This window comes from Agromyces sp. NPDC127015, from assembly GCF_042725165.1.
Taxonomy (GTDB): domain Bacteria; phylum Actinomycetota; class Actinomycetes; order Actinomycetales; family Microbacteriaceae; genus Agromyces; species Agromyces chromiiresistens.
Genome location: NZ_JBHXDI010000004.1, coordinates 401,254 through 424,378, shown reverse-complemented (window position 1 = coordinate 424,378; position 23,125 = coordinate 401,254). Strand labels below are relative to the sequence as shown.

Sequence of the window (23,125 nt, the reverse complement as noted above, 5' to 3'; positions counted from 1 at the left end):
CGGTTCCTGCGCTGGGCCTAGAGCGAGGCGACGATCTTCGCGAGCAGGGCGCTGATCACGGGCTCGGCGGCCTGGCCGGCCTCGATGACCTCCTGGTGGCTGAGCGGCGTCTGCTGGATGCCGGCCGCGAGGTTCGTGATGAGCGACATGCCGAGCACCTCCATGCCCGACTGGCGCGCGGCGATGGCCTCGAGCGCGGTCGACATGCCGACGATGTGCCCGCCGATGGCCTTCGCCATCTGCACCTCGGCGGGAGTCTCGTAGTGGGGGCCGGTGAACTGGCAGTAGACGCCCTCGTCGAGGGTCGGGTCGATCGAGTGCGCGAGGTCGCGCAGCCGCTGGGAGTAGAGGTCGGTGAGGTCGACGAACGTCGCGCCCTCGAGCGGCGAGTCGGCCGTGAGGTTGATGTGATCGCTGATGAGCACGGGCGTGCCGGGCTTCCAGTGCTCCTTGATGCCACCGGCGCCGTTCGTGAGGATCATCGTCGTGGCACCCGTCGCGGCCGCCGTGCGCACCGAGTGCACGACCCGGCGCACGCCGTGGCGCTCGTAGTAGTGGGTGCGGGCGCCGATGACCAGCGCGCGCTTGCCGGTCGGCAGCAGCACCGAGCGAAGCGTGCCGACGTGGCCCTCGACGGCGGGCTTCGAGAAGCCGGGCACGTCGGTCGCGGCGATCGTGTGCGTCGTCTCGCCGATGAGCTCCGCGGCCTTGCCCCAGCCCGAACCGAGCGTGAGGGCGATGTCGTGCCGCTCGACCCCGGTCAGGGCGGCGATCTGCGCCGCAGCCTCACGGGCGATGGCGAAGGGGTCAGCTGAGGGCGCGTCGAGCGGGTTGGCATCGTGCATCCCACCACTCTAGAACCCACCGGATGCTTCGGGCACGGCGCCGCTCATGTGCTGGCCGGGCACGGGGAACTGACAGAATATGAGCATGGCCTACGAGTTCGAGCGCACGCAACGGATCGCCGTCCTCGGAGGGGGGCCCGGCGGGTACGAAGCCGCACTCGCCGCGGCGCAGCTCGGGGCCGAGGTCACCTTGGTCGAGCGGGCGGGCGTGGGCGGTTCGGCCGTGCTCACCGACGTCGTGCCCTCGAAGTCGCTCATCGCTACGGCGGAGGCGTCGAACGCGGTGAAGGAGGCGGCCGACCTCGGCGTGCAGTTCTACGCGAAGGGCGAGGCCGACAAGGCCGTGAAGCCCCAGGTCGCGATCAACCTCGCCGCCGTGAACAAGCGGCTGCTCGGCCTCGCGGCGCAGCAGTCCGAAGACATGCGCTCGAACCTGCTCGAGGCCGGCGTGCACCTCGTGCACGGCGAGGGTCGCCTCGACGGTCCGAACGCCGTGATCGTCGCGACCGCCAAGGGCGGCACCGACTTCGACCGCATCGAGGCCGACACGCTCGTGCTCTCGGTCGGCGCGACGCCGCGCGTGCTGCCGACCGCGGTGCCCGACGGCGAGCGCATCCTCACGTGGACCCAGCTCTACTCGCTCCAGCAGGTGCCCGAGCACCTCATCGTCGTGGGCTCCGGCGTCACGGGCGCCGAGTTCGCCTCGGCGTACCGCGCCCTCGGGGCGAAGGTCACGCTCATCTCGAGCCGGGACCAGGTGCTGCCCGGGGAGGACGCCGACGCGGCATCCGTCATCGAGAAGGTGTTCAAGCGCAACGGCATGAAGGTGCTGAACAAGTCGCGGGCCGAGTCGGTCGTGCGCGACGGCGACGGCGTCGTCGCGACGCTGTCCGACGGACGGCAGGTGCAGGGCTCGCACTGCCTCATGGCGGTCGGATCGGTGCCGAACACCCGTGACCTCGGCCTCGAGGAGGCGGGCGTGCAGCTCGCCGAGTCGGGGCACATCCGGGTCAACCGGGTCGCGCGCACGTCGATGCCGAACATCTACGCCGCCGGCGACTGCACGACGTTCATGCCGCTCGCCTCGGTCGCCTCGATGCAGGGGCGCACGGCCGTGTTCCACGCGATGGGCGACGTCGTGAACCCGCCCGAGAACCGCAACATCACCTCGAACATCTTCACGCAGCCCGAGATCGCGACCGTCGGCTGGACCGAGAAGGAGATCGAGGAGGGCGTCGTGCCGGGCGTCGTCTACAAGCTGCCGCTCTCGTCGAACCCGCGGGCGAAGATGATGGGCATCCGCGAGGGCTTCGTGAAGCTCTTCGCCTCGAGCGGTTCGGGCTCGATCATCGGCGGCGTCATCGTCGCGCCGAAGGCGTCGGAGCTCATCTTCCCGCTCGCGCTCGCCGTCGAGCACCGGCTCACGGTCGACCAGTTCGCCGAGGCGTTCCCGGTGTACCCGTCGCTGTCGGGCTCGCTCACCGACGCCGCGCGGGCCATGCACATCGTGCGCTGACGCGCGCGTCCCGACGCCCCGCCCGCACCGACCCGGGCGTACGCTGGGCACACGCAGCGCCGCGCCCGCGGCGCGATGACCGCTTGGGGGAGCGATGAACCTGCGCGTGAAATCGGTCGAGGCCTCGATCGCCGACTCGAGCGACGAGAGCCGCAGCCTCAAACGCTCGCTCGGCACCTGGGACCTCGCGCTCATGGGCATCGCCGTCGCGGTCGGGGCTGGCATCTTCTCGGTCGGGGCGCAGGCCGCGGCGAACTACGCCGGCCCGAGCGTGATCCTCTCGTTCGTGCTCGCTGCGATCACGTGCGGGCTCGCGATCATGTGCTACGCGGAGTTCGCCTCGACGGTGCCCGTCGCGGGCAGCGCGTACACCTTCACGTACGCCACGATGGGCGAGCTCCTCGCGTGGATCATCGGCTGGGACCTCATCCTCGAGATGTTCACGGCCGCCGCCGTGCTCGCGAAGTACTGGGGCGTGTACCTCTCCGAGGCGCTGCTCGCCTTCGGCGTGCCGTTCCCGGCGACCCTCTCCATCGGCGGGGTCGAGGTCAGCTGGCCGGCATTCCTCATCGTCGCGGTCTTCACCGTCCTGCTCGTCGCCGGGACGAAGCTCACGGCGCGCGTCGGCGCCGTGTTCACGCTCATCAAGGTCGCGATCGTGCTCTTCGTGATCGTCGTGGGCTTCTTCTTCGTGCAGGCCTCGAACTTCACGCCCTTCATCCCCGAGGCGGTGCCGACGACGGGCGGTGCCGAGGATGCCTGGACGCAGTCGCTCTTCGCCTGGCTCACGGGTGCCGCGCCGGCGCAGTACGGCGTGTTCGGCATGCTCGCCGCGGCCTCCCTCGTCTTCTTCGCCTTCATCGGGTTCGACGTCGTCGCCACGAGTGCCGAGGAGGTGCGCGAGCCCCAGAAGCGGCTGCCGCGCGGCATCTTCCTCGGCCTCGGCATCGTGACCCTGCTCTACGTACTCGTCTCGATCGTGATGACGGGCATGGTGTCGTACACCGAGCTCGCCGCGGAGGAGACGCCGTCGCTCGCGACCGCGTTCCGGCTGGTCGGGCAGGACTGGGCGTCGGCCGTCATCTCGCTCGGCGCGCTCGCCGGCCTCACGACGGTGATCATGGTGCTGCTGCTCGGCCTCTCGCGCATCGTGTTCGCGATGAGCCGCGACGGGCTGCTGCCGCGATGGCTGTCGAAGACGACCGAGCACACGAAGACGCCCGCCCGTATCCAGATCATCGGCGGCACCGTGGTCGCGCTCGTCGCCGCCTTCACCGATGTGGGGCTCCTCGAGGAGATGATCAACATCGGCACGCTGTCGGCCTTCGTGCTCGTGTCGGTCGGCATCGTCGTGCTGCGTCGCACCCGGCCCGACCTGCCGCGCGGGTTCCGCGTGCCGTTGTCCCCGGTGCTTCCGATCCTGTCGGCCGCGCTCTGCGTCTGGCTCATGCTCAACCTCACGACGCTCACCTGGGTGCGCTTCCTCGTCTGGCTCGCGCTCGGCGTCGTCATCTACCTGCTCTACGGTCGGCGTCGCTCTCGGCTCGCCGGCGAGCGGGTCAGCGAGGTCGAGCTGCCGACGGCCCAGGGAACCTGACGGGTCGCTGCTCCACTCCGATCCTGTCAACAGCGTTGACATCGATGTTCACCCGTCGATAGTCTCCGAATCATCCAGCGTCGATCGGGCGATGACGCCGCGACCGACCCACCGGTGACGACGAGGTTCCAGGAGGCGGAGATGACCGCGACACGCGCGACGGGTACGACGACGACCACGGCCGGCGGGGGAGGTGTCACGCGACGGGCCGTGCTCGGGATCGGCGCAGCAGGCGTGGCCGGTGCGGCGACCGTCGCGCTCACCGCTGGCGCTCGCCGGCCGGTCGGCACGGGCTCCGACCACCGCATGTGGGATGCGATCGTGCTCGGTGCCGGCGCATCCGGGCTCGGCGCCGCACGCACGCTCGCCGACGCGGGACGCAGCGTGCTCGTGCTCGAGGCGCGCGACCGGATCGGCGGGCGCATGTGGACCGATCGCACGACCATGTCCATCCCGATCGAGCGCGGTGCGGAGCTCGTACACGGCAGCCGGGCCTCGACCTGGGACCTCATCGAGGCGGAGGGCATCACGACCCGGCGCCAGCAGTCGATCTGGGGCCGGCTCGCGCCCGGTACGCCGTGGCTCGACGGCACGACGTACGCGTCGTTGAAGTTCCCGCTCGGTTCGCCGGTCGGCCCGCTGCCCGAGCCGGCCGACGGCGAGACGGCGCTCGCCTGGCTCGAGCGCGTCGGCATCCCGCGCGAGAACTACCCCATCCTGCTCGCCGCGATCGAGGTCGACTCCGAGCAGTTCGACGTGCTGCCGGCGGCGTGGGTCGTCGACACGGTCGCGTGGGCGATCGCCGAACAGGACGTCTCGGCGTCGACGCCGTTCCCGGATCCCTACGACGATCACCGTGTGATCGGCGGCTACGACCAGGTGCTCAGGCCGCTCGCGGCCGGGCTGCCGATCCGGCTCGGCGCGCGGGTGCACACGGTCGAGCATCGGGCCGGCCGCGTCGACGTGCACACGAGTCGCGGCAGCTACCAGGCGAAGACGCTCGTCGTGGCGTTGCCGGGCGGCGTGCTGAAGCACGGCGACGTGACCTTCGACCCGCCGCTGCCCGCCGACCGTCGCGACGGGCTCCAGGAGATCGAGTACCTGCCGGTGTTCAAGGGCATCCTGGAGTTCGCGGCGCCGGTGGTGCCGCCGGGCCACCCGGTCGCGCGGCAGTGGGACGTCATGACGACCTTCTCGAAGCGCCCGCCGAGCCTCTGGAACGCCTCACTCGGAACGCCCGGCTATCACGGGGAGATCGCGGTCGCGTGGGCGACCGGCGGTGTCGCGCAGGATCTGCTCGACCTGCCCGAGGCCGAGCGGCTCGCGGCGGCGCTCGACAACGTGCGCACCGCCGTCGGCGACCAGGGGTTGCAGGCCGTCAACGCCTCGACCTACGACTGGTCGAAGGACGAGTTCGCCCGGGGCGCCTACCCTGGCCCGTTCTCGCGACGCACCGGGCTCAACGGGCCGATCGACGACACGGTCTTCTGGGCCGGCATGGTGACGAGCACGATCCACTCGTCGCGAAACTCGGGCATCACGGCGGCGAAGCAGGCGCTCGCCGCGCTCGCACTCCGCTGAGGGTCCGTGCCGTGCCGGCACTCCCCGGACGGACGAACGGGATGCCGCGAGCGATGAGCTCGCGGCATCCCGTTCGTCCGTGGGGATCAGGCGTCGGCGATCGAGAGCAGCAGGTGCCCGCTCGACACGGTCGCGCCGGGCTCGGCGTTGATGCCGCCGATGACGCCGTCCTTATGGGCGACGATCGGCTGCTCCATCTTCATCGCCTCGAGCACGAGCACGAGGTCGCCCTTGACGACCTTGTCGCCCTCGGCGACGGCGACCTTCACGACGGTGGCCTGCATGGGCGCCTTCACGGCATTGCCGGTGCCCGTGTCGACGGTGTGCGAACCGCTCCGGCGGCGCGGCGCGGCGCCGGCGGTGTGCGAGAGGGATGCCCCGCCGGCGAGTCGCTTCGGCAGGCTGACCTCGATGCGACGACCGGCGACCTCGACGACGACGTTCGAACGCGCGGCGGGGCCGCTCGTCTCTTCGAGCTCGCCCGACCACGGTTCGAGGCGGTTGTCGTACTCGGTCTCGATCCAGCGGGTGTAGACCGAGAAGGGCTCGTCGCCGGCCGGCGCGAAGGCGGGGTTGTCGACGATGTCGCGGTGGAAGGGCAGCACCGTCGGGAGCCCCGCGACCTCGAACTCGTCGAGGGCGCGTCGTGCACGCTCGAGCGCGTCCTTGCGATCGCGTCCGGTGACGATGAGCTTCGCGAGCAGCGAGTCGAACGCCCCCGAGATCTCGTCGCCGCTCGTGACGCCCGAGTCGACGCGCACGCCGGGCCCGCCGGGGAAGCGGAGCTGGTGGATCGGGCCGGGAGCGGGGAGGAAGCCGCGACCGGGGTCTTCGCCGTTGATGCGGAACTCGATCGAGTGCCCCTGGGTCACGGGGTCGGGGTAGTCGAGCACGCCGCCCTCGGCGAGGCGGAACTGCTCGCGCACGAGGTCGAGCCCGGTGACCTCCTCGGAGACGGGGTGCTCGACCTGCAGGCGGGTGTTCACCTCGAGGAACGAGACCGTGCCGTCCTGGCCGATGAGGAACTCGCAGGTGCCCGCGCCGACGTAGCCGACCTCCTTGAGGATGGCCTTCGAGGCGCTGTAGAGGGCCTCGACCTGGGCGTCGGTGAGGAAGGGCGCGGGCGCCTCTTCGACGAGCTTCTGGTGGCGGCGCTGCAGCGAGCAGTCGCGGGTCGACACGACCACGACGTTGCCGTGCTGGTCGGCGAGGCACTGGGTCTCGACGTGGCGCGGCTTGTCGAGGTACTTCTCGACGAAGCACTCGCCGCGGCCGAACGCCGCGACGGCCTCGCGGGTGGCCGACTCGAAGAGCTCGGCGACCTCGTCGCGTTCGCGGGCGACCTTGAGGCCGCGACCGCCGCCGCCGAACGCCGCCTTGATCGCGACGGGGAGACCGTGCACGTCGACGAAGTCGAGCACCTCCGAGGCGTCAGCCACTGGGTTGAGCGTGCCGGGCGCGAGCGGTGCGCCCACCTTCTCGGCGACGTGCCGCGCCGAGACCTTGTCGCCCAGCCGCTCGATCGCCTCGGGCGACGGCCCGATCCAGATGAGGCCCGCCTCGATGACGGCGCGGGCGAAGTCGGGGTTCTCGGCGAGGAAGCCGTAGCCCGGGTGCACGGCGTCGGCGCCCGAGCGCCGCGCGACCGAGAGGATCTTGTCGATGACCAGGTACGTGTCGGCGCTCGTGGTGCCGTCGAGGGCGTACGCCTCGTCGGCGAGCTTCACGTGGCGGGCGTCGCGGTCCTGGTCGGCGTACACGGCGACCGAGCCGAGGCCGGCGTCGCGAGCGGCGCGGATGACGCGGACGGCGATCTCTCCACGGTTGGCGATGAGGACCTTGGTGATGCGCGGCATAATCCCCAAGCCTATTGCGCGGGCACGTCACACCTTTGGGCGACCTCCACAAAATGAATGGATGTCTCTTGCGGCAGTCGACAATCGCGCGATCAGCCCGCGCGGTTCCACAGCGAGGTCCAGTCGACGCCGAGTTCGCGGACGAGGTCGCGCAGGGTCGACAACGAGAGGCCCACGACCGTCGACGGATCGCCCTCGACCCGTCGGATGAACGGCCCGCCGAGCGAGTCGACCGTGAACGCGCCCGCGACGAGGAGCGGCTCACCCGACGCGATGTACGCGTCGATCTCGGCCTCGTCGAGGGCCGCGAACCGCACGGTCGCGACATCGGGGCGCCCGACCGCGCCGTTCACCCGGCCGTCGCGGTGGTCGATGAGCCAGTGCCCCGACCAGAGGTCGCCGTGCCCGCCGTTCTGGGCGAGCCAGCGCGCCTTCGCGACCTCGGGCGTGTGCGGCTTGCCGTGGATCGCGCCGCTCGTGAGGAACGCCGAGTCCCCGCCGAGGATGAGTCCGTCGATCGGCTCGCCGCCGGGCTCGGCGCCCACGAGGGCCTCGGCCTTCGCGCGGGCGAGAAGCTGCACCATGTCGCGCGCGGCGAGCGGCCCGTGGTCGGCCTCGTGCGCCGCGACGGCGGCCTCCTCGTCGACGCCGGGCGGCACCGCGATCGGCTCGATGCCCGCCGCACGCAGGGTCTGCAGGCGGGCGGGCGACGTCGAGGCGAGGTAGAGGCGCATCCTCCCATCCTGCCCGCGGTCAGGCTGCTGTGGAATGCTCGACGCATGGTGAATCCCGATCGTCGACGCACCGACCGCTCGCGCCGCCGCCCGGCGGGAACCGGCACGACTGCGCCCCGCACGCCCCGCCCGGCCCCCGCCGAGCCCCGGCTCGACGGGCCGGTGCTCGAGCTCGACGTCGAGCGCATCGCCCACGGCGGTGTCGCCGTCGCACGGCATGAGGGTCGGGTCGTGTTCGTCGCCGACGCCATCCCGGGCGAGCGCGTCCGCGCCCGTGTGAGCGACAGCGGCAAGGCGAGCTTCTGGCGCGCCGACACGCTCGAGGTGCTCGACGCCTCGGCCGACCGCCGCGAGCACCCGTGGTCCGAGGCGGGCGTCGACCGCGCCCCCGAGCGCCGCGCGGGCGGCGCCGAATTCGGCCACATCGCCATGGCGCGCCAGCGTGCGCTGAAGGCCGAGGTGCTCGTCGACGCCCTCGCGCGGTTCGGCGGGATCGAACGGGCCGTCGAGGTCGAGGCGGTCGACCCCGCACTCGCGCCGGGAGCCGATGCCGAACTCGGCACGGGCTGGCGCACGCGACTGCGACTGCAGGTCGACGCCGAGGGCCGAGTCGGCCCGTACGCCGCTCGGAGCCACCGGGTGGTGCCCGTCGCGTCCGTCCCGCTCGCCGTGCCCGAACTGACCCCTCTCGCGCCCCTCGACGAGCGTTTCGCCGGGGCGCATGCCGTCGACCTCGTCGCCCCCTCGGTCGGAAACCCGTGGGTCGTCGTCGACACCGGCGAGACGACGCGGGGCGGACGCCGCCAGCGCGTCGAGGAGCAGGTCGGGGATCGTGTCTTCGGGCTCGACCGGGGCGGCTTCTGGCAGGTGCACCGCGCCGCCGCCGCCACCCTGACCGCGGCAGTGCAGCAGCTCGTCGACGCCGACCTGTTCGACCCCCGCGCCGCGAACCACGACCTCTACGGCGGCGTTGGCCTGCTCGCGGCCGCCGTGGGAGACCGCTTCGGCGAGACGGTGCGGATCACGAGCGTCGAGTCCGACGCCCGCGCGACCGAGCACGCCGGCGCCAACCTCGCGGACTGGGTCGGCGCACGGGCGGTGACGGGGCGCGTCGACCGCTACCTCGACGAGCTCGCCGCGAGCGCGGGGCGCACCGAGCGCGACCGCCTGCGCGCCGCCACGGTGGTGCTCGATCCGCCGCGGTCTGGCGCGGGGCGGCAGGTCGTCGACCGGCTCGCCGAGCTCCGTCCGCGCCAGCTCGTCTACGTCGCCTGCGACCCGGTCGCGCTCGCCCGCGACATCGGGCTCCTGCGCGAGCACGGCTACGAGCTCGACGAGCTTCGCGCGTTCGACCTCTTCCCCAACACCCATCACGTCGAGGCGGTGGCCCGGCTGACGGTGCACGAGTAGCGCGGGGCCGCACGCCGCGACGCGGCCGGCGGGCCGCTCGAGCGCTATCGTGTACTCGAGCCCGCAACCGACGAGAAGGGGGACCTCGTGGCAGACGGCGCGCATCCGGCGACCGTGGCGATCGTCGACGACCACGAGGCCGTGCGGCTCGGCCTCCGGGCCGCCTGCGAGTCCGCCGGGTACGTCGTGGTGGCCGACACGGCCGACGTCGCGAGCCTGATCCCCGTCATCGACGGGCGTCCGTGCGACGTCGTGGTGCTCGACCTCTCGCTCGGCGACGGCACGACCGTGACCGAGAACGTGCGGGCCGTCCTCCGCACCGGCAGCGCCGTGCTCGTGCACAGCATCGCCGACCGCGTCGCGGCCGTGCGCGAGTCCCTCGCCGCCGGTGCCGCGGGCGTCATCCCGAAGGCCTCTCCGATGTCCGCGGTCATCGCCGCGATCGCGACGGTCGCCGGCGGCGGCGTGCTGAACAACGTCGAGTGGGCGAGCGCGATCGAGGCCGATCGCGACTTCGCGAAGGCGCAGCTCGGCCGGCGCGAACGCGACGTGCTGCACCTCTACGCCTCGGGGCTGCCCCTCAAGGCGGTCGCGATCCAGCTCGGCATCGCGCACTCCACCGCCCGTGAATACCTCGACCGCATCCGTGCGAAGTACGTCGAGGTCGGGCGGCCCGCCCCCACGAAGGTCGACCTGCTGCGTCGGGCGGTCGAAGACGGCATCCTGCCAGGGCTCGACTCCGACGGCGGAGATGCCCGCGCCTGAATGGCGGGTGCCCCGCCTCGCGCGGCGCCGTGCCACCGTGACCCGGGCCCAGGTCGAGACGATCGTCTCCCGGGCGCTCGGGCTGTTCGGCCTCGTGTTCGGCGCGCAGACGGTGCCGCTCGCGCTCGCGCAGGCCGATGCGCTCGGGCGGGGCTCAGGGGCCGCGCTCATGGCGGGGCTCTATGGGGCGATCGCCGCGCTCGCCGTGGCGACCGTCATGAAGTCGGCCGTGCGGGTCGCGTGCCTCGTCTTCGCCGGGCTCTACGCGGTCGCGCTCATCGTCTGGCCGTTGCTCGTCACCGACACCGAGGCGCTCGACGGATCGACCCCATGGCTCTACTACCTCTGCACCGTCGCGACGACCGCCGCCGTCGTCGCCCTGCCGCCGGTCTGGGCGGCCGCGTACACGTTCGTCGTGCCGGCGATCTACGGGGTGATCCGCGCCACGCCGTCCGGCGGCGGGGCGCCACCGCTGCTCGCCGTGCTCGACGCGGTCTACGCGATGGTGCTCGGCGTCGTGGTGCTCGGCGTCGTGGTGCTCGCGATCATCACGATGCTCCGCGAGGCCGCCGAGTCGGTCGACAACGCGCAGGAGGCGGCGCTCGAGCGATACGACCTCGCCGCCAGGCAGCACGCCACCGAGACGGAGCGGATCAAGGTCGACGCCCTCGTGCACGACAGCGTGCTCACGACGCTGCTGTCGGCCGCCGCGGCGACCACGCCGGGCGAGCAGCAGCTCGCCGCGAGGATGGCGCGCGACGCGCTGCACCGGCTCGACGAGGCGGGTGCGACCGGACCACGGGCGCTCGACCGGGTCGGGCTCGCCGTGCTCGTGCGTCGCCTGCGCGCCGCCCTCACGACGTTCTCGACGCCGTTCACGGTGCGCGTCGTCAACGCGGCGGGCGTCGAGTTGCCGGTCGAGGCGATCGATGCGCTCTACACCGCCTCGGTGCAGGCGATGGTCAACAGCCTGCAGCACGCCGGTGAGCCGGGCCGCCGGGTCCGTCGCGACATCCGCATCCGAGGAGTTCGGGCGGGTGGCTGCGTCATCGAGATCTCCGACAACGGCGTCGGGTTCGACATCGCGGCGGTGCCGCCCGTGCGGCTGGGCCTCCGGGTCTCGATCGAGGAGCGGATGTCGAACGTCGGCGGCAGCGCCGACATCGACTCACGGCCCGGCCACGGCACGAACGTGACGCTGGCATGGCCGGCGGGGGCCGGGCACGCGCCGCGGACGGAGACGGGCCGGCTGGGCGGGCCGGCCGAGGACGGCGAGGGGGCCGACACGTGATCACGATCCCGCGCTGGCTCCTGCTCGTACTCGGCGCGCTCTTCTCGGCCTACCACGTCGTCCTCGGCATCTACTCGATCGGCGTGCCTGCGTCGCCGTGGCCCGCGGCCGCCGCGCTCGTGCTCTACGCGGCGGCGACGACCATGAGCCTCTGGCCGACACGTCGCATCCGCATGCCCGACTGGCTGGCCGCCTTCGACCTCGCCGTGAGCATCGTCGTGCCGGTGCTCGTCACCGGCCAGCTCGATCCGTCCGCCGACAACGGCTACGCGACCTGGTACGTCGCTGCGGTCGGCACCCTCATGACCATCGCCGCGGCGCGTCGCCGGCTCGTTACGGCCTGGCTCGGCGTCGGCGCGCTCGCCGTGCAGACCGTCATCTGGGCGGGACCGTTGGCACTGGGCTCGCTCGGCGTGATCGGCAGCATCGTGTGGGTGGCGATCGCCCACATGCTCACGAGCGCGCTCACGAGCGCGGGCCGCGAGACCCGCCGGTACGCGCAGGCCGAGCGCGAGGCCGCCGCCTGGCAGGCGGCGCAGGACGCGCACCTGTTCGAGGGCCGCATGCGGCTGGCGCACACGAACCGCGTCGCCGCCCCGATGCTGCGCCGCATCTCCGACCTCGACGGCCGGCTCGACGAGGCCCAGCGTGCCGAGTGCCGCCTGCTCGAGGCGACGGTGCGAGACGAGATCAGGGGTCGGATGCTGCTCACCGACGCCGTTCGCGTCGAGGTGCACCGGGCGCGCCAGCGAGGCATCGACGTGACGCTCCTCGACGAGGGCGGCATCGACGACCTCGACGAGTCAGCCCGCGACCGCGTGCTCTCGCAGCTGGCGGAGGCGATCGCCGGCTCGCAGGCCGATCGGATCATCGCGCGGACCGCGGCGGAGGGCTCGCCCACCGCCGTGACGGTCGTCGGCCTGGTCGAGAGCGGTGAGTCCGAAGCCGGCATGGGGGACACCGACGACCTCGACGTCGAGCTCTGGCTCGAGATCCCGCGGGAATGAAGGAGGGGGACCGATCCTCGATCGGTCCCCCTCAAGCCCGAGCCACGGCGACAACCCGAATATCGCCCTGGCTCGCCCCCAACAGGTCATCGGTTACCCGACCGATGACTGTGGCGGCTCCAGTGGAGCCTGCAGAATCAATACTTCCCGATCCGCAAGCCCGATACCAGTCAGCATTTCGGGGGACACCCCGGTCCCCCCTGCGAGGTACACGAGACGACGGCATCGTGCGTCCCCGGCGCGAGACGGGTTCGGGCCGCCCTCGCGTATCGGGGGACACGCGCGCTCAGCGCGCCGAGCGCACCCATCGGCCGGGGCCGACCTCGACCGGGCTGCGGAAGGCGCGGCTCGATCGCACCCAGGGGTCGCGACCGGGTTCGGCCTCGGCGGCCGAAGCGTCGCCGGCGGCCTCGGCGTCGACGGCCGAGAGCAGCACCGCGGTCACGGCTGCCGCCTCCTCGTCGCTCACGGGCGTGAGGATGCGGAGGTCGGCCGCCCGAGGGTCGGCCTGGCGGTCTGCGACGGCTCCGGCCGAGGCATCCGAATCGTGATCGTTCATGGCCGGCCCCCTACAGCGGGATGTTCCCGTGCTTCTTCGACGGGAGGCTCGCGCGCTTCGTGCGCAGGGCGCGCAGCGCCTTCACGACGGCGACGCGGGTGGCAGCGGGCTCGATGACGCCGTCGAGCTCACCGCGCTCGGCGGCGAGGAACGGCGAGGCCACGTTGTACGTGTACTCGTTCGCGAGCTTCGTGCGCACCGCCGCCACGTCTTCGCCGGCCTCCTCGGCGCGCTTGATCTCACCGCGATAGAGGATGTTGACAGCCCCCTGGCCGCCCATCACCGCGATCTCGGCCGTCGGCCACGCGAGGTTGATGTCGGCGCCGAGCTGCTTCGAGCCCATGACGATGTAGGCGCCGCCGTAGGCCTTGCGGGTGATGACGGTCACGAGCGGCACGGTCGCCTCGGCGTAGGCGTAGAGCAGCTTCGCACCGCGGCGGATGACCCCGGTCCACTCCTGGTCGGTGCCCGGCAGGTAGCCGGGCACGTCGACGAGGGTGAGGATCGGGATCGAGAACGCGTCGCAGAACCTGACGAAGCGCGACGCCTTCTCGCCCGCGGCGATGTTGAGCGTCCCGGCCATCTGCGAGGGCTGGTTCGCGATGATGCCGACGGTGCGGCCCTCGACGCGGGCGAAGCCGACGACGATGTTCGGCGCGTAGAGCGGCTGCACCTCGAGGAAGTCGCCGTGGTCGACGACGCCCTCGATGACCGCGTGCATGTCGTACGGCTGGTTGGGCGAGTCGGGGATGATCGTGTTCAGCCGCTTGTCGTCGTCGGTGATCTCGAGCTCGACCTCGGAGTCGTACACGGGCGCGTCGGTCATGTTGTTGTCGGGCAGGAACGAGACGAGCGTGCGCGCGTAGTCGAGCGCGTCGGACTCGTCGCTCGCGAGGTAGTGCGCGACGCCCGAGACCGTGTTGTGCGTGAGCGCGCCGCCCAGCTCCTCCATGCCGACGTCCTCGCCGGTCACCGTCTTGATGACGTCGGGGCCCGTGACGAACATCTGGCTCGTCTTGTCGACCATGATCACGAAGTCGGTGAGCGCAGGGGAGTAGACCGCGCCGCCCGCGGCGGGGCCGCAGATGATCGAGATCTGGGGGATGACGCCGGACGCCTGCGTGTTGCGGCGGAAGATCTCGCCGTACTTGCCGAGTGCGACCACGCCCTCTTGGATGCGCGCGCCGCCCGAGTCGAGGATGCCGATGATCGGCACGCCCACCTTGATGGCGTGCTCCATGATCTTGATGATCTTCTCGCCGGCCACCTCGCCGAGCGAGCCGCCGAAGATCGTGAAGTCCTGCGAGTACACCGCGACCTGGCGCCCGTGGATGGTTCCGGTGCCGATGACGACCGAGTCGCCGTAGGGCCGCTTCGCGTCCATGCCGAAGGCGTGGGTGCGGTGGCGCACGAACTCGTCGAACTCGACGAACGAGCCCGGGTCGAGGAGCTCGGCGATGCGCTCGCGCGCGGTCATCTTGCCCTTGGCGTGCTGCTTCTCGATCGCCGCCTCGCCCGACGCGGTCACCGCTTCGTGGTAGCGCAGCTTGAGGTCGGCCAGCTTGCCGGCGGTCGTGGAGAGGTCGGGGCCGTCAGTCGCTTCGGTCACGTCGTTCACTCTACCGGCGAGCATCCGGGCGACTTCGTTGAGGTTTTCCACAACCTCGCCCCCTGACCTTGTCGAAGGGAACGAGGTCGCCGCGTGGCTAGGGTGTGTGTCATGGGATGGGAGCGATCGCGCGCGGCGGTGCCGCGCTTCGAATTCCTCGACGAGGCGGGGTCGACGAACGACGAGCTGCGCGCGGCGGCCACGGGCGAGGATGCCGCGGCCTGGCCGCACGGCTCGGTCATCGTCACCGACAACCAGACGAGGGGCCGCGGCCGTCTCGGCCGCACGTGGCTCGCCCCCACGGGCAAGACGCTCGCGATCTCGCTCCTGCTCAGGCCGGAGCTGCCCGGCGGCCGCGTGTTCCCGCCCGACGCGTTCGGATGGATCCCGCTCATGGCGGGGGCGGCGATGACCGAGGCCGTGCGCGCGGCGGTCGACGCCGCCGAATCCGTCGTCGCCGCGAGCGACCCCGAGTACGACGCCGACGACCGCTCGGGGGGCGTGTCGGTCGAGTTGAAGTGGCCGAACGACGTGCTCGTCTCGGACTACAAGATCTGCGGCATCCTGTCGGAACTCGTGCAGGGCGTCGCCGACGAGCCGCCCGCCGTCGTCGTCGGCGCCGGGCTCAACCTGACCCTCGACGAGCACGACCTGCCGACGCTCACGTCGACCTCGCTCCTCCTGGCGACGGGCGTGCGCCCCGACGGCGACGCCGTGCTCGCCGACTACCTCGGGCGGATCCTCGCGATGTTCGACGACTTCTGCCTTGCCGGCGCCGACGCGGCCGTCGCCGGCATCGACCGCAGGGTGACGGCGCTGTGCGGCACGATCGGCGCCGAGGTGCGGGTCGAGCTGCCCGGCGATCGCGAGCTGCTCGGCCTGGCCGAACGGCTCGACGCCGACGGCCGGCTCGTCGTGATCGACCGCGAGAACGGTGAGCCGTGGTCTGTCGCCGCGGGCGACGTGACCCACCTGCGCTATTAATGGGCGTATGACGAGAGCCGACGCGCCGGTGACGGCCGCGCCGACCGTCCCGCCCGAGCGGGTCGTGGCACGGCTGCGTCGCCACGCGCGCGTGCTGATCCTCCCGGTGCTGCTGCTCATCGCGGTCTCGGCGGCCTCGGGCTATGCGGTCGGCCTCGTCGACGAGTCGTGGCAGCTGCTCGCGATCGGCGCCGGCGCGCTCCTCGTCATCGTGCTCGGCTGCCTGCTGCCGTACCTCGCCTGGCTCACCGGCCGGACCACGATCACGACCCGGCGCATCATCATGCGACGCGGGGTCTTCGTGCGGGTGCGCAACGAGATCGCGCACGCCCGTGTGCGGGAGGTCACCGTGCGGAAGACCCCTGGCCAGAGCATGTTCGGCTCAGGCGACGTGCGCATCGACGTCGGACACGAGGAGCCCGTCGTGCTGCGCGACCTGCCGAAGCCGCAGCTCGTGCAGTCGGCGCTCCACGAGCTCATGGAGGACGCCCACCGGACTCCGTTCGGCGGCGCCCAGGTCATGCCCGGCGTACTCGACGGCGACACCGTGGCGTGGGGCGGCCGCTGAGCGCGGCATCGACTCAGATGCACCCCGTATCCTCCTACGGTGGTGAAATCGTTCCGAACCGACATCCAGGGTCTCCGCGCGATCGCGGTTGCCCTCGTGGTGCTGTATCACTGCGGCGTCCCCTGGCTGAGCGGCGGATACGTCGGGGTGGACGTGTTCTTCGTGATCTCCGGCTTCCTCATCACCGGGCACCTCATCGACGGGCTCGATCGCACCGGGCGGGTCGATTTCGGTGCCTTCTACGCCCGGCGCGTCCGCCGGATCCTTCCCGCCTCGTTCGCGGTGCTCGTCGCGAGCCTGGTGATCGCATGGATCGTGTACCCGCCGCTCGCCCGCGGCGAGCTCCTCATCGGCGCGGCCGCGACGGCGCTCTACGTACCCAACGTGCTCTTCGCCGTGCAGAGCACGGACTACCTCGCCGAGAGTGCGCCGTCGGTGTTCCAGCACTACTGGTCGCTCGGGGTCGAGGAGCAGTTCTACCTGCTCTGGCCGCTCGTGCTCCTCGCCGGGTTCCGGCTCGTCCGCCGCACCACCGCTCGGCTGTTCGTGGTGATCGCGGTGCTGACGGTCGTCTCGTTGATCGCCTGCATCGTGCTGACGCCGAGGGCCGAGTCGCTCTCCTTCTTCCTGCTGCCCACCCGCGCATGGGAACTCGGCGTCGGCGGCCTCGTCGCCGCACTGCTCCACCGGTGGAACGGCGTCGGGCCTCGAGGTGGTGCAGTGCTCGCCTGGGGCGGGCTCGCCGCCGTCGGCTTCGCCGCGCTCGCCTTCGACGCCACGACGCTGTTCCCCGGTGCTGCGGCCCTCGTGCCGGTGATCGGTACCGCCGCCGCCATCCTGGGTGGCGCCTCTGCCATGCGATGGAGCCCGGCATGGCTGTTGAACCGTGCACCGATGCAGTTTCTCGGCAAGATCTCCTATTCGGTGTACCTCGTTCATTGGCCGCTGCTCGTGATCCCCGCGCAGGCGCTCGGTGTCGAGTTGCCGCCGTGGGCGCTCGCCGCGGCGGCCGTGCTCAGTGTCGTCCTCGGCGCCCTCAGCCATCGATTCATCGAGGAGCCGTTCCGCACGAGCAGGCGGTTCGCAGGAGTTCGACCGGCGAGGGTCCTCGGCGGCGCGGCGCTCGCCTCCGCGATCGTGCTCGCGGTCACGGGGGGCGCTGCGCTCGCGTCGCGCCCGGTCGGTACGAACGGGATCACGGCTGCACCGCCCACGCTCTCCGCGCATGCGGTCGTCGGCACGCCGGTCGTGCCGGACAACCTCGTGCCCTCGCTGGAGGACGCTGCTGACGACAACCCGGTGATCTACGCCTCCGGGTGTCACCTCTCGGCGGAGGACACCGACCCCGCAGGGTGCGTCGTCGGAAGCGATCGCGATGCGCCACGCGTCGTGCTGTTCGGCGACTCGCATGCCGCGCAATGGTACCCCGCGCTCGCGGCGCTCGCCGACGAGGGGCGCATCGTGCTCGAGTCGCATACGAAGAGCTCGTGCCCGTCCGCGGACATCGTGGCCGCCGTCGACGCACCATATCCCGAGTGCGGAGCGTGGCGTTCCGACGTCATCGAACGGCTCGACGAGCGCCCGCCCGCACTTGTGGTCATGTCGAACTACGGCTCGTACTACACGGCCGATTCGGCTCGGCCGGCGCGCGACTGGATGGCGGCCTACGACCGAACGCTCGAGCGGCTTCCCGAGGCGTCCCGCACCATCGTGCTCGCGGACACCCCGCGATTCAGCGGGACGCCGGCCGTGTGTCTCTCCGCTCACCTCGCGGACGCCGACGCCTGCGGCCGAGCATCTTCTGAAGCGTTGGTGCCGTCGTTGCGTGCGGCCGAAGCCGACCTCGCCGGCACGACGTGGGTCGATCTGACCGATCTCGTGTGCAGTGACTCCTTCTGCCCGGTCGTCCTCGGCGATACCCTGGTGTATCGCGACGAGCACCACATGACCGCCACGTTCGGCGCATTGCTGGCACCCGAGCTCGGTCGCGTCATCGACACCGAGCTCGCGCGCTGACCCGTGGTGCTCACCACCGATTCGGCGAGTAATGTGGTCGGTCGGTTCTCGCGCGCCCCCGAGCGCGAGACGCTCGATGAGCGCGAGGCGCTCGATGAAGGGTTCCAATTGGCCGACGAATGCATCCACGGTTTCGACGAAGGGCTCTGCGCCACCTGCTTCCCCCCCAAGCAGCCAGAGCCGACGGCGACGACCACGTCGCCCGTGCGCGGGTCGACGCGTGAGAACGCGCGCACGGCGACGCACTCGACCCGGACGGCGACGGCCGAGGCGTCACGACCGTCGAGCCGTCCCACGTCGTCGGGCCGCCCGCTCACCGCGCCGCCGCTCGAGGTCGGCACGATGCGCATCTACCACGTGACCCACCTCGACAACCTCGCGAAGATCCTCGGTTCGGGCGCGATCGTGCCCGATTCCGGCGGAGCGAACCCTGCCGTCGACATCGCCGCCCCCGCGGTCCGCGAGTACCGTCGTGCCGCCGAGGTGCCCGGCACGGACGCCGTGCTCGCCGACTACGTGCCGTTCCTGCTCACACCCGACGCCCACGTGTGGGACGCGGTGCGCACCGGGACGCCCGATCCCCGGCTTCGCCCGGACGCCGTCGAGCGGCCCGCTGCCGACCACGTGCTGCTCGTCGGTTCTGTCGCCGCCGCCCGCGGGGCGCTGACCGCGTCGGGAACGATCGCCGCCAGTGCGACCGACGCGTCGCTCCCCGGCGCGCAGGTCGTGGTGGAGTGGGCCGACGTCGAGCGACTGCTCCGCCGGCTCGCGCACGACGACGAGACGGCCCGCCTCGCGACGGCCGAGCTCCTCGTCCGCGGCGACGTGCCCCTCGAGCGGATCGCACTCATCGCCGTCGCCAACGAGAAAGTGCGCGACCGGGTGCGGTCGGCGCTCGCCGCCGTCGGCGTGCGCGCCCGAGTGGCGGTCTACCCGCCCTGGTTCCTGCCCGCCGGCGACGACGTGGTCTGATCGGTCTCGGGGGCGCGGTCGTGCGACGGCCCGCTCTCGTCCGGCCGGTGCCCCGAGACCCCTTCGGCCGGCTCCGGCGACCCCGGCTCCTCGAAGATGGCACGCTGCGCCTCTTCGACGCGATCGACCTGCGAAAGCCCGTCGGAGCGGTGGTGCCCGTAGACCCAGTACCGGTACAGCACGAAGCGGAACGCGGTGCCGAGCCCGAGGCCGATGACGTTCGACGAGACATTGTCGGCCACGAGGTTCGTGAGCCCGAGGGCGTGGTGACTGATCCAGAGGCACGCGAGCGAGATCGCCATGCCGCCGAGCGACACGACCACATACTCGGCGAACTCGCGGAGGTAGTTGCGCCGCCGGTGCTTTCGGAACGTCCAGTACCGGTTGCCGAGCCAGTTGAAGACGATCGCGACGCTCGTCGAGATCGTCTTCGCGCCGATCGCCGACTGCGCCCAGCCGTCGGCGCCGAACATGCCGAGGCGCAGCGCGTTGAAGAGCGCCACGTCGATCACGAGCCCGATGAGGCCCACGACGCCGAACTTCAGCGCGTAGGCGAGCAGGCCGTGCCAGGCGCGTGCGGCGAGCCCGGCGGGGCGATCGGGCGCGACGGTGGACACCGCCACATCATATTCCCCGACCCGTAGACTGAACTGGGCGTCGGCCGGGCGCCACTGCGATGAGAACAGGGGTGCACGGAGTGCGGGTCGGTGTGATCGGCGGCGGACAGCTGGCCCGAATGATGATTCCCGCGGCGATCGAGCTCGGCGTCGAACTCCGGGTGCTCGCCGAGCAGGAGGGCATGTCGGCCGAGCTCGCCGCCGACCGGGTCGGCGACTACACCGACACGGCCACCGTGCTCGAGTTCGCGAGCGAGGTCGACGTGATCACGTTCGACCACGAGCATGTGCCGCAGGACGTGCTCCGCGCGATGGTCGACGCCGGTGTCCCGGTGCGCCCCGGCCCCGACGCGCTGCGCTTCGCGCAGGACAAGCTGCTCATGCGCGAGCGGCTCTCCGAGCTGGGCCTCCCGGTGCCCGACTGGGCGCGCATCGAGACGGCCGACGAGCTCGACGCGTTCATCGCCGACCACGGCGGCGCCGCCGTCGTGAAGACGCCGCGGGGCGGCTACGACGGCAAGGGCGTCAAGGTCGTGCGCAGTGCCGGCGAGGTCGCCGAGTGGTTCTCCGCCATCGTCGAGGACGGCCGGCAGGGTGCGCTCCTCGTCGAGGAGCTCGTCGACTTCCGCCGCGAGCTCGCACAGCTCGTCGCGAGGCGGCCGAGCGGTGAGATCGCGGCCTGGCCCGTGGTCGAGACCGTCCAGGTCGGCGGGGTCTGCAGCGAGGTGATCGCCCCCGCGCCGCGCTCGGCCGGGCGGCTCGCGGAGGTCGCGGCCGACGTGGCCGTCACGATCGCCGAGGGGCTCGGCGTCACGGGCGTGCTCGCCGTCGAGCTCTTCGAGACGACCGACGACCGCATCCTCGTGAACGAGCTCGCGATGCGCCCGCACAACAGCGGGCACTGGTCGATGGACGGGGCGACGACCGGACAGTTCGAGCAGCACCTGCGCGCGGTACTCGACCTGCCGCTCGGTGCCACCGGCACACGCGACGAATGGTCGGTCATGGTCAACGTGCTCGGAGGTCCCGCCGAGGGCTCGCTCACCGACCGCTACGCCGAGGCGCTCGCAGGGCACCCGACGGTGAAGGTGCACAACTACGGCAAGGCGCCGCGCCCCGGCCGCAAGATCGGCCACGTCACCGCGACGGGCGACGACCTCGACGCCGTCGTCTACGAGGCGCGGGCGGCGGCGGCTTTCTTCCAGGACTGACGTCGACCCGCGGTGGGGCGTTGCGGGGTTCTCCCAGCGCCCGGCCGTACACTCGATCAAGTGACTGAGACGAACACCAGCCCGCTCGTCGGCGTCGTGATGGGGTCGGACTCCGACTGGAGCGTCATGCGCGACGCCTCCGCCGTGCTCGACGAGTTCGGCATCGCCCACGAGGTCGAGGTCGTCTCGGCGCACCGCACGCCCGAGAAGATGATCGACTACGGCAAGCAGGCGGCCGCGCGCGGCCTCAGGGTCATCATCGCCGGCGCAGGCGGCGCAGCTCACCTGCCGGGCATGCTCGCCTCGGTCACGACGCTGCCGGTCATCGGGGTGCCCGTGCCGCTGGCGAAGCTCGACGGCCTCGACTCGCTGCTGTCGATCGTGCAGATGCCCGGAGGCATCCCCGTCGCGACCATGGCGATCGGCGGGGCCAAGAACGCCGGCCTCTACGCCGTGCGCGTGCTCGGCGCGTCCGACCCCGCCCTGCGAGCGGCCCTCGACACCTACGCCCGGGACCTCGCGGCGCTCGTCGAGCAGAAGAACGAACGGCTGAAGCAGACGCGATGAGCGTGGCAGCAAGCCCCATCCGGTACCCGGATGTCGCGTCGCGCACCGTGATGACCCGCCGCGGCTGGTGGCTCGTCGTCCTCAACTTCCTCATCCCGGGCGCGCCGCAGGTGCTCGCGGGCAATCGTCGACTCGGCCGCTTCGGACTCGGCGCCACCCTCGTGCTCTGGGCGCTCGCGATCCTCGCGCTCGTCGCCTGGTTCTTCTGGCGCTCGGCGCTGTTCACGCTGTTCACGACGACGTGGAGCCTGTGGCTCGTCGCGCTCGCGCTCCTCTTCTACGGCGTGCTCTGGGTGGTGTTGACCCTCGACACGCTCCGGCTCGTGCGCATCGTGAAGACGGCGCCCTCCGCTCGCGGCTGGATCGCGGGGCTGACGACGCTCGTCATGGTCTTCCTCTCGGGCGGCGCGGCCTACGGCGCGTACCTCTCGATCACCGCGAGCGGACTGATCTCGTCGATGTTCGTCGCCGGCCCCACCGAGCCGCCCGACGAGAACGGCCGCTACAACATCCTGCTGCTCGGCGGCGACTCCGGACCCGACCGCGAGGGCATGCGCCCCGACAGCATGTCGGTCGTGTCGATCGACGCCGAGACCGGCGCGGCCGTCACGATCGGCCTGCCGCGCGACCTCGAGTACTTCCCGTTCCCCGAGGGGTCGCCGCTCGCCGACGTCTATCCCGAGGGCTACGGCGCGATCGACGGCTGCGAGGTCGACGTCTGCCAGCTCAACTCGGTCTACACCGAGGTGGAGCTCAAGAGCCCCGAGATGTATCCGAACGCCGTGGCCGAGGGGTCGGAGCCGGGCATCGAGGGCATGCGCGACGCGGCCGAGGGCATCACGGGGCTCGACATCCAGTACTACGCGCTCATCGACATGCAGGGCTTCGAGGCGCTCATCAACGCGCTCGGCGGTGTCGACATCGACGTCGAGACGCGCATCCCGATCGGCGGCGACGAGGACAACAACGGGGTCGACGGCTGGATCGAGCCGGGTCAGCAGCACCTCGACGGCTATCACGCGCTCTGGTACGGCCGGGCGCGCTACGGGGTGGCCGGCGGCGACTACGAGCGGATGGCGCGCCAGCGCGTGCTGCAGGAGGCGATCCTGCGCCAGTTCACGCCGACGAACGTGCTCGCGAAGTTCCAGGAGGTCGCGTCGGCCGGTGCCGACACGGTGAAGACCGACGTGCCGCAGTCGATGCTCGGGTACTTCGTGAACCTCGGCATGAAGACCAAGGAGCTGCCGATGGGTCACGTCGAGCTCACGCCCGAGAACGACATCGACCCGACCGACCCCGACTACGAGTACATCAGGCAGCTCGTGCACGACGCGGTCGTGCCGCCGGCGACCGAGGAGCCGGCCGAGTAGGGCGGGCCTCCGCCCGGCCGCCGGCATCTCGGATGCCTCGGCGCGCGCCG

The 23,125-nt window shown here is 71.7% G+C and carries 20 protein-coding genes; 14 read left to right on the top strand and 6 right to left on the bottom strand.

The features are described from left to right. Window positions 1-17: 17 nt before the first annotated feature. Window positions 18-845 (bottom strand): purine-nucleoside phosphorylase, encoded by an 828-nt coding sequence (locus ACFWGP_RS14120; RefSeq protein WP_231431624.1) that lies wholly within the window; start codon window positions 843-845, stop codon window positions 18-20. Between the two features lie 85 nt (window positions 846-930). Here ACFWGP_RS14120 and ACFWGP_RS14115 point away from each other — a divergent pair, with 85 nt between their 5' ends. The 3 genes from ACFWGP_RS14115 to ACFWGP_RS14105 all read left to right on the top strand — a co-directional run bounded on the left by ACFWGP_RS14115 (window position 931) and on the right by ACFWGP_RS14105 (window position 5,539). After that, window positions 931-2,361 carry an NAD(P)H-quinone dehydrogenase gene (locus ACFWGP_RS14115; protein WP_231431623.1) on the top strand — a complete coding sequence of 477 codons (1,431 nt, stop codon included), beginning with the start codon at window positions 931-933 and terminating at the stop codon, window positions 2,359-2,361. Window positions 2,362-2,455: 94 nt separating this feature from the next. Continuing rightward, the gene (locus ACFWGP_RS14110; RefSeq protein WP_231431622.1) at window positions 2,456-3,958 is read left to right on the top strand and encodes an amino acid permease; all 1,503 of its coding nucleotides are present in this window, start codon (window positions 2,456-2,458) and stop codon (window positions 3,956-3,958) included. A 141-nt stretch (window positions 3,959-4,099) separates the two neighbouring features. Beyond that, window positions 4,100-5,539 carry a flavin monoamine oxidase family protein gene (locus ACFWGP_RS14105; RefSeq protein ID WP_376931179.1) on the top strand — a complete coding sequence of 480 codons (1,440 nt, stop codon included), beginning with the start codon at window positions 4,100-4,102 and terminating at the stop codon, window positions 5,537-5,539. Window positions 5,540-5,625: 86 nt separating this feature from the next. On the opposite strand, the gene ACFWGP_RS14100 is transcribed toward ACFWGP_RS14105, so the two are convergent. Both ACFWGP_RS14100 and ACFWGP_RS14095 read right to left on the bottom strand, forming a co-directional pair. Next, window positions 5,626-7,395, bottom strand: coding sequence for a biotin carboxylase N-terminal domain-containing protein (locus tag ACFWGP_RS14100; RefSeq protein ID WP_231431620.1), 1,770 nt, complete (start codon window positions 7,393-7,395; stop codon window positions 5,626-5,628). A 92-nt stretch (window positions 7,396-7,487) separates the two neighbouring features. Beyond that, complete coding sequence (locus ACFWGP_RS14095; RefSeq protein WP_231431619.1) at window positions 7,488-8,129, bottom strand: nucleoside triphosphate pyrophosphatase; 642 nt, start codon at window positions 8,127-8,129, stop codon at window positions 7,488-7,490. Window positions 8,130-8,174: 45 nt separating this feature from the next. On the opposite strand from ACFWGP_RS14095, the gene ACFWGP_RS14090 reads away from it, so the two are divergent. The 4 genes from ACFWGP_RS14090 (at window position 8,175) to ACFWGP_RS14075 (ending at window position 12,602) form a co-directional block, all read left to right on the top strand. Then, complete coding sequence (locus ACFWGP_RS14090; RefSeq protein ID WP_376931178.1) at window positions 8,175-9,539, top strand: class I SAM-dependent RNA methyltransferase; 1,365 nt, start codon at window positions 8,175-8,177, stop codon at window positions 9,537-9,539. A gap of 87 nt (window positions 9,540-9,626) precedes the next feature. Next, window positions 9,627-10,304 (top strand): response regulator, encoded by a 678-nt coding sequence (locus ACFWGP_RS14085; protein ID WP_231431617.1) that lies wholly within the window; start codon window positions 9,627-9,629, stop codon window positions 10,302-10,304. Further along, a complete protein-coding gene (locus ACFWGP_RS14080; protein WP_376931177.1) occupies window positions 10,291-11,595 on the top strand; it encodes a sensor histidine kinase in 1,305 nt (434 codons plus the stop codon). The genes ACFWGP_RS14085 and ACFWGP_RS14080 overlap by 14 nt, the downstream gene beginning before the upstream one ends. Then, window positions 11,592-12,602: a hypothetical protein gene (locus tag ACFWGP_RS14075; RefSeq protein WP_231431615.1), complete on the top strand. Its 1,011-nt coding sequence runs from the start codon at window positions 11,592-11,594 to the stop codon at window positions 12,600-12,602. Before ACFWGP_RS14080 ends, ACFWGP_RS14075 begins: the two co-directional genes overlap by 4 nt. Window positions 12,603-12,888: 286 nt before the next feature. Here the strand turns inward: ACFWGP_RS14075 and ACFWGP_RS14070 are convergent, their stop codons facing one another. Then, window positions 12,889-13,161: an acyl-CoA carboxylase epsilon subunit gene (locus tag ACFWGP_RS14070; RefSeq protein WP_376931176.1), complete on the bottom strand. Its 273-nt coding sequence runs from the start codon at window positions 13,159-13,161 to the stop codon at window positions 12,889-12,891. Window positions 13,162-13,171: 10 nt separating this feature from the next. Beyond that, the gene (locus ACFWGP_RS14065; protein WP_231431613.1) at window positions 13,172-14,794 is read right to left on the bottom strand and encodes an acyl-CoA carboxylase subunit beta; all 1,623 of its coding nucleotides are present in this window, start codon (window positions 14,792-14,794) and stop codon (window positions 13,172-13,174) included. An 87-nt stretch (window positions 14,795-14,881) separates the two neighbouring features. On the opposite strand from ACFWGP_RS14065, the gene ACFWGP_RS14060 reads away from it, so the two are divergent. The 4 genes from ACFWGP_RS14060 to ACFWGP_RS14045 are packed head-to-tail and all read left to right on the top strand — an operon-like array spanning window position 14,882 to window position 19,310. Continuing rightward, entirely contained in the window at window positions 14,882-15,754 is an 873-nt protein-coding gene (locus tag ACFWGP_RS14060; protein ID WP_376931175.1) for a biotin--[acetyl-CoA-carboxylase] ligase, read from the top strand. A gap of 7 nt (window positions 15,755-15,761) precedes the next feature. Continuing rightward, entirely contained in the window at window positions 15,762-16,322 is a 561-nt protein-coding gene (locus ACFWGP_RS14055) for a PH domain-containing protein (protein WP_231431611.1), read from the top strand. Between the two features lie 39 nt (window positions 16,323-16,361). Next, complete coding sequence (locus ACFWGP_RS14050) at window positions 16,362-18,338, top strand: acyltransferase family protein (RefSeq protein ID WP_275506562.1); 1,977 nt, start codon at window positions 16,362-16,364, stop codon at window positions 18,336-18,338. 6 nt (window positions 18,339-18,344) lie between these two features. Further along, the gene (locus ACFWGP_RS14045) at window positions 18,345-19,310 is read left to right on the top strand and encodes a DarT ssDNA thymidine ADP-ribosyltransferase family protein (RefSeq protein ID WP_275506563.1); all 966 of its coding nucleotides are present in this window, start codon (window positions 18,345-18,347) and stop codon (window positions 19,308-19,310) included. Here ACFWGP_RS14045 and ACFWGP_RS14040 read toward each other — a convergent pair. After that, window positions 19,268-19,927 (bottom strand): GtrA family protein, encoded by a 660-nt coding sequence (locus tag ACFWGP_RS14040; protein WP_275506564.1) that lies wholly within the window; start codon window positions 19,925-19,927, stop codon window positions 19,268-19,270. The two genes, ACFWGP_RS14045 and ACFWGP_RS14040, sit on opposite strands and share 43 nt — an antisense overlap. A 59-nt stretch (window positions 19,928-19,986) precedes the next feature. Here ACFWGP_RS14040 and ACFWGP_RS14035 point away from each other — a divergent pair, with 59 nt between their 5' ends. The 3 genes from ACFWGP_RS14035 to ACFWGP_RS14025 all read left to right on the top strand — a co-directional run bounded on the left by ACFWGP_RS14035 (window position 19,987) and on the right by ACFWGP_RS14025 (window position 23,075). Next, a complete protein-coding gene (locus ACFWGP_RS14035; RefSeq protein WP_376931174.1) occupies window positions 19,987-21,138 on the top strand; it encodes a 5-(carboxyamino)imidazole ribonucleotide synthase in 1,152 nt (383 codons plus the stop codon). A gap of 99 nt (window positions 21,139-21,237) precedes the next feature. Beyond that, window positions 21,238-21,705 carry a 5-(carboxyamino)imidazole ribonucleotide mutase gene (gene purE, locus ACFWGP_RS14030; RefSeq protein WP_376931257.1) on the top strand — a complete coding sequence of 156 codons (468 nt, stop codon included), beginning with the start codon at window positions 21,238-21,240 and terminating at the stop codon, window positions 21,703-21,705. Next, a complete protein-coding gene (locus ACFWGP_RS14025) occupies window positions 21,702-23,075 on the top strand; it encodes an LCP family protein (RefSeq protein WP_231431606.1) in 1,374 nt (457 codons plus the stop codon). Before purE ends, ACFWGP_RS14025 begins: the two co-directional genes overlap by 4 nt. Window positions 23,076-23,125: the final 50 nt, after the last annotated feature.